The 7,291-nt window shown below is 72.6% G+C and carries 10 protein-coding genes; 6 read left to right on the forward strand and 4 right to left on the reverse strand.

Going from position 1 to position 7,291, the window contains the following annotated elements; translation table 11 throughout:
* Nucleotides 1–13: 13 nt before the first annotated feature.
* The 3 genes from ACFCZF_RS20405 (at nt 14) to ACFCZF_RS20415 (ending at nt 1,747) form a co-directional block, all read left to right on the forward strand.
* The gene (locus tag ACFCZF_RS20405) at nt 14–457 is read left to right on the forward strand and encodes a nuclear transport factor 2 family protein (RefSeq protein ID WP_376672832.1); all 444 of its coding nucleotides are present in this window, start codon (nt 14–16) and stop codon (nt 455–457) included.
* Nucleotides 454–1,299: an NAD(P)H-binding protein gene (locus tag ACFCZF_RS20410; protein ID WP_376672833.1), complete on the forward strand. Its 846-nt coding sequence runs from the start codon at nt 454–456 to the stop codon at nt 1,297–1,299. The genes ACFCZF_RS20405 and ACFCZF_RS20410 overlap by 4 nt, the downstream gene beginning before the upstream one ends.
* A gap of 184 nt (nt 1,300–1,483) precedes the next feature.
* Nucleotides 1,484–1,747 (forward strand): DUF5133 domain-containing protein, encoded by a 264-nt coding sequence (locus tag ACFCZF_RS20415; protein WP_376672834.1) that lies wholly within the window; start codon nt 1,484–1,486, stop codon nt 1,745–1,747.
* Nucleotides 1,748–1,811: 64 nt separating this feature from the next.
* Here the strand turns inward: ACFCZF_RS20415 and ACFCZF_RS20420 are convergent, their stop codons facing one another.
* Nucleotides 1,812–2,780, reverse strand: a complete 969-nt coding sequence (locus tag ACFCZF_RS20420; RefSeq protein WP_376672835.1) for a GlxA family transcriptional regulator — start codon at nt 2,778–2,780, stop codon at nt 1,812–1,814.
* Between the two features lie 202 nt (nt 2,781–2,982).
* On the opposite strand from ACFCZF_RS20420, the gene ACFCZF_RS20425 reads away from it, so the two are divergent.
* Both ACFCZF_RS20425 and ACFCZF_RS20430 read left to right on the forward strand, forming a co-directional pair.
* Nucleotides 2,983–3,468 (forward strand): hypothetical protein, encoded by a 486-nt coding sequence (locus ACFCZF_RS20425; protein WP_376672836.1) that lies wholly within the window; start codon nt 2,983–2,985, stop codon nt 3,466–3,468.
* 108 nt (nt 3,469–3,576) lie between these two features.
* A complete protein-coding gene (locus tag ACFCZF_RS20430) occupies nt 3,577–3,792 on the forward strand; it encodes a hypothetical protein (protein ID WP_055421274.1) in 216 nt (71 codons plus the stop codon).
* 32 nt (nt 3,793–3,824) lie between these two features.
* Here ACFCZF_RS20430 and tgmB read toward each other — a convergent pair whose 3' ends face one another.
* From tgmB to ACFCZF_RS20445, 3 genes are all read right to left on the reverse strand, one after another.
* Nucleotides 3,825–4,811: an ATP-grasp ribosomal peptide maturase gene (gene tgmB, locus ACFCZF_RS20435; RefSeq protein WP_376672837.1), complete on the reverse strand. Its 987-nt coding sequence runs from the start codon at nt 4,809–4,811 to the stop codon at nt 3,825–3,827.
* Nucleotides 4,812–4,827: 16 nt separating this feature from the next.
* A complete protein-coding gene (tgmA, locus tag ACFCZF_RS20440) occupies nt 4,828–5,019 on the reverse strand; it encodes a putative ATP-grasp-modified RiPP (RefSeq protein WP_376672838.1) in 192 nt (63 codons plus the stop codon).
* 119 nt (nt 5,020–5,138) lie between these two features.
* Nucleotides 5,139–5,462, reverse strand: a complete 324-nt coding sequence (locus tag ACFCZF_RS20445) for a YkvA family protein (protein ID WP_376672839.1) — start codon at nt 5,460–5,462, stop codon at nt 5,139–5,141.
* Between the two features lie 219 nt (nt 5,463–5,681).
* On the opposite strand from ACFCZF_RS20445, the gene ACFCZF_RS20450 reads away from it, so the two are divergent.
* Nucleotides 5,682–7,130, forward strand: coding sequence for a hypothetical protein (locus tag ACFCZF_RS20450; RefSeq protein WP_376672840.1), 1,449 nt, complete (start codon nt 5,682–5,684; stop codon nt 7,128–7,130).
* Nucleotides 7,131–7,291 lie beyond the last annotated feature (161 nt).

The following is a 7,291-nucleotide window of genomic DNA, read 5'->3' on the forward strand; positions in this document are numbered from 1 at the left end:
GGAGTGCCCACTCATGCCCACACCCACCCCACCCACCGCGCCCGCCCCGGCGGCGGACCTGTACCGCCACAGCCTGCGGCTGCTGCTGGACAAGGACATCGACGCCTGGGTCGGCCTGTGGGCCGACGACGGAGTCATGGAATTCCCCTTCGCCCCCGAGGGTCGGCCCCGGCGGCTGGAGGGCCGGGAGGAGGTCGCCGCCTACATGCGCCCCTATCCCGACCACATCGACCTGCACGACTTCCCCGAACTGCGGATCCACGAGACCACCGACCCGCGGACCGTCGTGGTGGAGATGCGCGGCGTGGGCCGGGTGGTGAAGACCGGCGCGCCTTTCGACATGACGTACATCGCCCTCGTGACCGTCGAGGACGGGCGGTTCACCTCCTACCGCGACTACTGGAACCCGCTCGCCCTCCAGGAACCCGGCACCGACTTCACCGGGAGCGGCCGATGACCGGCACCGGCACCACGCTGGTCATCGGAGCCACCGGCACGACGGGCGGCCGAACCGCCGGCCAACTGGTCGCCGCGGGCCACCGTGTGAAGGCCGCGAGCCGGCGCGCGACCCCGCTGCCGGGCGCGGAACCGGTCCGCTTCGACTGGCACGACACCACCATGCACGACGCGGCACTCGACGGAGCCGACCGTGTCTACCTCATTCCGCCGCTGGGTGACTCGGACCCGGCCGCGGTCATGGTGCCCTTCCTGCGAAGGGCCCGCGCCGCGGGCGTACGGCGTGCGGTGCTGCTCAGCTCCTCGGCCGTCCCCGAGGGAGGTCCGGCGGTGGGTGCGGTGCACCGTGCGCTCCCCGGCCTGTTCGACGAGTGGGCGGTGCTGCGGCCCTCCTGGTTCATGCAGAACTTCACCGGTACCCACGCCCACGCCGTCAGCGTCCGGAAGGACGGCACCATCCTGACCGCCGCGGGGAGCGGCCGTGTGGGCTTCGTCGACGCCGACGACATCGCCGCCGTCGCCGTGCACGCCCTGACCGACGACCACACCCCCCGTGGGGACCTGATCCTCACGGGTCCCGAGGCCCTCGGCTACGACGACATCGCTGCGATCCTCACCCAGGCCGGCGGCCGTCCCGTGGTCCACCGGCGCCTGACCCACGAGCAGTTGCGCGACCGCCTCGCGACACTGGTGCCGCCGGAATTCGCCGCGATGCTGGCCGACATGGACAGTGCCATCGCCCGGGGGGCCGAGGACCGCACCACCGACACGGTCCGGCGCGTCACCGGCCGTCCGCCGCACGGTTTTCGGGAGGTGCTGGAGCGGGAACTCGGTGCGCGGTGAGTGATGCGCGAACGGGCAGGGCTCGATCCCGTTCGGTCCCTTTTCAACCAAGTCGTCGCCCGCTCGCGATGACGGTCGGACACGAAGCGATGGATTTTCGTCAATTGCGAGCAGGCGCACGCACGGTGTGATTGTTTCGGCCGGGTTCGGGCATACGCAGCGAAACTCGAGAGAGGGGCGCTTCGTGCTCGAACCGGACCCGAAGGTCGTCAGGGAGTTGCTGACGCGGTACGCGTCGCTGCGGATCGCTCAGGCGGAGAGGGGGAGTCCGGCGACGGCGCGGGAGCTGGCGGACGTCAGCTACACGCTGTGCGTGATGACGGCGACGACGAGCATTCACGACGCGGTGGCCAAGGCCGACGCGCTGCTGCTCGCCAAGGGACGGGCTCCGGACGCCGTCCGCGCGGCGGACCCGGAGGGGGAGAGCGGCCTGTCGCTGGCCGTGTGACACCGTCACATCCGGGGCCCGCCTCCTCAGACCGAAAGCGCCGGGATGGTCCGCAAGGCGGGCCCTACGCGGGGCCCGCCGACGCGGCCGGCTTTCCGTGGAACGCCGCGCGATAGGCGTACGGAGTGGTGCCGACCACCCGGCGGAACCGCTCCCGGAAGGCAGTGGGCGAGCCGAACCCGGCCTGCCGCGCGATCCGTTCGATCGAGTGGTCGCCGTTCTCCAGCAGGTACTGGGCGCGCCGCACCCGCGCCCGCAGCAGCCACTGCAGCGGCGTGGTGCCCGTCTGTTCGCGGAACCGCCGGCTGAAGGTGCGCTCGCTCATGCCCGAGCGCGCCGCCATCGCCCCGAGGGTGACCTCCCCGGCCAGGTTGTCCTCGATCCACTCCAGCAGCGGCTCCAGGTCCGAGCCCCGCGGCACGGGCGGGTGCTCGTGCACGATGAACTGGGCCTGGCCGCCCTCCCGTTCCAGCGGCACGACACACATCCGGGCTGCGTGCGCGGCGACGGCCGATCCCAGGTCCCGGCGGATCATGTGCAGGCACATGTCCAGACCGGCGGCGGCGCCCGCGGACGTGAGGATCTGCCCGTTGTCGACGTAGAGCACGTCCGGCTGCACCTCCACGCGCGGGTAGCGGCGGGCCAGTTCCGCCGCGGCGATCCAGTGGGTGGTGGCTCGCAGTCCGTCCAGTAGCCCGGCCTCCGCGAGGACGAAGGCGCCCACGCACACCGACGCGATCCGCGTACCGGCACCGGCTGCCCGCCGCAGCGCCGCGAGGACGCGTTCCGAGGGAGGGCCGTGCTCCTCGGAGCGGCCCGGCACGATGATCGTGTCGGCGGACTCCAGCGCCTCAAGGTCTCGGTCGATACGGAGGGCGAGCCCCTCCGTGCGCACCTCGGGCGATTCCGCGCACAGTCGGACCCGGTACGGGCTGCGCCCGTCGGGCAGCCGCGTCCAGTCGAACGCCTGCAGGGGCGCCGCCATGTCGAACGGAACCACGTCGTCGAGGACCAGGATCGCCACCGAGTGCATGGCCGCCACGATAGGCGGATTCCCGCCGGGGGCAGAACCCCGCGCACGCCCTCGCTCCGCCTTCTTCTGCCGGATCTCTCCTGGTGAAGGCGTTGGCGAGATTCCGTTGGAAGCTGTCGTTTCAGCCTCTGTGCGATCACTCGCCGTGTTTCTAGCGTGGCTCCGACCGCATCGACCGAACTGCCTATCGGAGCCCCGACCGATGACGAAGATCCTTCTGTCCCTCCACGTCCTGGCCGCCATCATCGCCATCGGGCCCGTCACCGTCGCGGCCAGCATGTTCCCGCCGGCCGCCCGGCGGGTGGCGGTGCCGGTGCCTGCGGGGGCGGGTGAGGGAACCGACGCCGGGGACGTGAGCACCGTCCGGCTGCTGCACCGCATCTGTCGGGTCTACGCCGGTCTCGGCATCGCGGTGCCGGTCCTCGGCTTCGCCACCGCCGCGGCGATGGGCGTCCTGGGAGACGCATGGCTCATCGCATCCATCGCGCTGACCGCGGCCGCCGCCGGCCTCCTGGTCGCCTTCGTCCTGCCCCGTCAGGAAGAGCTCCTGGAGCAGCTGACCGACCGGCAGCCCGTCGAGCGCGCCCGTACCGCCCGGCTCGCCATGTTCACCGGCCTGTTCAACCTGCTGTGGGCCACGGTCACGGTCCTCATGATCGTCCGGCCCGGCTCCACCACCGGCGCGTGAGCCGCCGTCACCTTGTGGGTGGAATGCGCACCACCGGGTGAACGGGCGCCTAGACTGCTCAGTCGCGCCTCCGTACGGGGGCGGACGACACGAAAGGCACGTTGACGGGTGTTCCAGGATTCCCCCATCTACGACCGACTCGTCGCCGAACGCGGTGACGTCCCCGAGCAGGTGCGGCGGGACGCCGAGCGTGTGAGCAGGGAGCTGGAGGTTGTCATGCGCCCGCTGCACTCACCCGGCCACCTGCCCGGCGCCGAACGACAGCCGTCCCCGGGCGCCGGCTGGCAACGCACCGCCCTGCTGCCCGGCCCCCGCCCGCACTAGGGGCCGGCGAGGCGGGCACACCGCAGCGCACCTCAGCCGACGACCGCCGTGCCGGGGCCGCCCGCGTCCACCGGGTCCTCGGGCCCGGGCCGGGCCAGCCACTCGGCGATGGTGCGGGCGATGGGCTGGCCCGTGTCCACCTCGACGAAACCGAACTGCCCCGACTGGTTGCACTCCAGGAACCACCAGGTTCCGTCGCCGTCCTCGGCGAAGTCGAGGGCGCCGTAGGCCAGTCCCGCGGCGCTCAGGTAGGCGCGGACGGCCTCCGCGACGCGCGGCGGCACCTCGGCGGGCCGCCACGGCCCGGCGGACGCCGTGAAGCGGACGTCCACCTCGTCGGGATCCGAGCCCGCGAGGGTCGTCTTCCGCGCGGCCAGCAACTCGTCGCCGACGGCCGTGAGGCGGATGTCGGCACGCTTGGCGACCCGGCGCTGCAGCAGGGTCGGGCCGTGGGCGACGGCGGAGAAGTCGGCCTCGGGCGGAACCCTGCTGGTCGGCACCGCCAGGGGCGGGTCCTGCGGATGGGCGCCCGAGACGGGCTTGACCACCAAATCCGGGTAGCGCTCGGCGAACTCGCGGGCCGCCCGTGGGAACGTCGTGATCAGCGTGGCCGGCACGGGCAGCCCGCACTGCTGGGCGAGACGCAGCTGCCAGGGCTTGTACCGGGCCCGGTGCGCCGCGTCCGGCTGGTTCATCCAGCGCGCCCCAGAGCCGCGGAGCATGCCGTAGAGCGCCTGTCCGGACTCCTCGGTCAGCCACGCGGAGGGCTCGGCGGCCCGCGTGGCCGCGCCGCCCGGCCTGCGCACCCAGACGGACCGCAGTCCGCCGATGCTCACCAGGCGGCCCCCCGAGGACAGATGGCCCCGGAAGGAGCCGTGCACGAACTCGCCGGAGAGCGCGACGGAGTCGGTCAGGTCGGCGGGGTCCAGGCGGACCACCGGGACTCCCGACGCGTTCAGGTGCACGACCACCATGTCCGCGGTGACGTCCTCTTCACAGGTCAGGATCAAGACGGTCATTCTCGACGGCCCGTGTTCAGTCGTCGAAGTGAGTCTTCGACCCCGCGGTGGAGGTCGTGGTCCCCAGTTCTCTCAGCAGCGCGTGGTCACAGGCGGCCGCCCGCCCGTCCATAAGCACGTTCAACTGCAGCCCGGAGTCGTAGACGTACGGAGTCGTGGCTTCCAACTCCACTGCCGGGCGTGCGTAGTTGAGGGCGAACGGTTTCATCGTCTCTCCCTGGTCGGTGCTGCGCCGAGCAGGCGATGGTCCCTTTGCGCCGTCGCCTGGTCCGCCGACTGCCTTCGGCTTCCAGAGACTTATACGAATCGAACGGGTGATTGGTTTCCTTACGCAGCGTAGTCATGAGGCGGACCGGCGCTTTCCCGCCGCTCCGCGGCGCCCCGCCGCCCGCCGAGAGAGCCGCGCGCCGAGCGCAGGGCGAGCAGCAGTACACCGATGTCGTCCAGGTAGACGGGATCGGGCACCAGGTCGGTCGGCAGTACCAAGTAGAGGACGGCGCCCCAGAAGACCCACCTCGGACCGGTGGGAAGACCGGCCCGTCTGAGATCCCGTCGGGTGCGGACCAGCCGCACCAGGACGCCGACCGCCGTCGCGAGGACGACCGCCGCGAGCAACACCACCGCGACGATCACCACTGTGGTCGTATCCACCCACCCCTCCTCATGGTGCGTGCTCGTGCCGCACGGCACACGCCTACTCTCCCCGGATGCCCGCTCGGGGCGGTGACGAGTCCGCACCCAAGGGTCTCTCATCCCTGTGGCCCACTCCAGTGGCACGGTGCGGCGGACGTGCTTAGTAATGGTCAGCACACAGCGCGAGTCGCATGTCGGGGACGCAGGGCGGCCGCACCCCCACCAGACGGAGAGATCATGACTACCGGCTCTTCATCACCTCGTTCGCCCGAGTACGCCATATCCGCCGTGGACCTGCCCACCGGGGAGACGACCACGGCCACGGGCACGCACCCGGTGCGTCCGTCGGCCGCGCAAGCAGACGCCGAGGCGTCGACCGTCCACCCCTCGGCCGCCCGCTCGCCGGCCCCCCAGCCGCCCGCCCCCCAGCCGCCCACCCCCCAGCCGTCCGTCCTCCAGGAACCGGCACCCGTCCCTCACGAACCCGCACCCGTCCCACAGGAGCCCTTCGTTCAGGGGACCTCCGTCCAGGAACTCGCCACCCACGACGGAGCGGTGCGTGAGTACGGCGATCCCGTCGGCGACCTGGTGCGTGCCGCCGTGGCCGACCGGCCGCTGGAGGAGGTCGTCGACCTGATCACGATGCTGGAGCAGTCCCCCCACTACGCGCAGGCCACGATCGACGCCCTGCGCGCGGTCGGCGTGAACCGCTCCGTGGAGGACGTCACCCGGCTGGTCGGCCTGCTGACCCGGCCGCCGCGTCATTCGGACAGCGCGGACGAGGCGATCCGGGCCGCGGCGGAGTGCCGCTCGGTCGAGGACGTCACCCGGCTGATGGAACTGCTGCACCGCACACCCCTGGAACCGCACTGCGGACAGGAGGCCGTACGGGCCGCCGCCACCGGCCGGCCCGTCGAGGAACTGGTCGAGCTGATCGGCCGGCTGGCCGAGGACGGGCGGGTACGCCCGGACAGCCCCGACGCCCGGCACCTGCGGGCGGCACTGGACGGCGCCGGCGAGGACGACGGACCTGAGTCCGCCGACCGTCCGGCGGGACTGGCCGGCGCCTTCGCCGCGGCGGACCGCGGTGGCCGCGAACGCCGCAGGACACCGCGCCTGCGCCGCCGGGGCCGTGACCGCGCGTCGCGTGACCGCGATCAGGACCCCGCGTCGCGTGACCGTGACCAGAACCGTGCGTCGCGTGACCGCGACCAGAACCCGGCCGCACGTGACCGCGACCGCCCGGCGCCCCGGGCCGCCCGGGGCGCGGCCTGGCCGACCTGGCTCACCGTCGCCGTCCTGGCCGGGTGCGGCGTGGCCTACTTCCCGCTGCACCAGAACGACGCCTCCTCCGCCCGCGCCTACGGGGTCGCCCTCGGCCTGTCGGCGCTCTGCCTGGTGCTGGCCCTGCTGCTCACCGTGCGGCCCGCCGTACCGCTGCTCGCCGTGGCGGTCGTGGGGCCGGCGGCGCTGGCCGCGGCCAAGCTCTACGGCAGCGTGACCCCGTCGGCTCGGGTGTCCCCGGCCGTGGACCTCACCCTGGCGCCCACCTGGATCGCCGTCGCGGTCGCCGTACTCGCGTCGCTGGTCGCGCTCCTGGCCCTGTGCGTACGGGTGGCCTCGCAGGCGCCCGCCAGGCGCTGGTCGGCCCGCCCGATGACCGGAGCGAGCCGCGCCGCGGACTGACCACCCGCGGACCGATCACCCGGTCCGCCCCGCGCGGGACGGGGGGCGGGGCCGGAGAGGACGGGGGGAAGAAGAGAAACACCGAGCCCACCAAACGGCCCGTGTGTTATCCGTTTTTGACGAGGACGAAGAATAAACCGGTTGGGGTTGGGGGGGGTTCC

The sequence above is a fragment of the Streptomyces sp. NPDC056296 genome (assembly GCF_042268605.1).
Taxonomy (GTDB): Bacteria; Actinomycetota; Actinomycetes; order Streptomycetales; family Streptomycetaceae; genus Streptomyces.

Bases quoted from the DNA above. Each gene is read 5' to 3' on its own strand.
- ACFCZF_RS20405 (WP_376672832.1), top strand. From the start codon at position 14: ATGCCCACACCCACCCCACCCACCGCGCCCGCCCCGGCGGCGGACCTG.
- ACFCZF_RS20410 (WP_376672833.1), top strand. From the start codon at position 454: ATGACCGGCACCGGCACCACGCTGGTCATCGGAGCCACCGGCACGACG.
- ACFCZF_RS20420 (WP_376672835.1), bottom strand. From the start codon at position 2,780: ATGCACTCGGTGGCGATCCTGGTCCTCGACGACGTGGTTCCGTTCGAC.
- ACFCZF_RS20425 (WP_376672836.1), top strand. From the start codon at position 2,983: ATGACGAAGATCCTTCTGTCCCTCCACGTCCTGGCCGCCATCATCGCC.
- tgmB (WP_376672837.1), bottom strand. From the start codon at position 4,811: ATGACCGTCTTGATCCTGACCTGTGAAGAGGACGTCACCGCGGACATG.
- tgmA (WP_376672838.1), bottom strand. From the start codon at position 5,019: ATGAAACCGTTCGCCCTCAACTACGCACGCCCGGCAGTGGAGTTGGAA.
- ACFCZF_RS20450 (WP_376672840.1), top strand. From the start codon at position 5,682: ATGACTACCGGCTCTTCATCACCTCGTTCGCCCGAGTACGCCATATCC.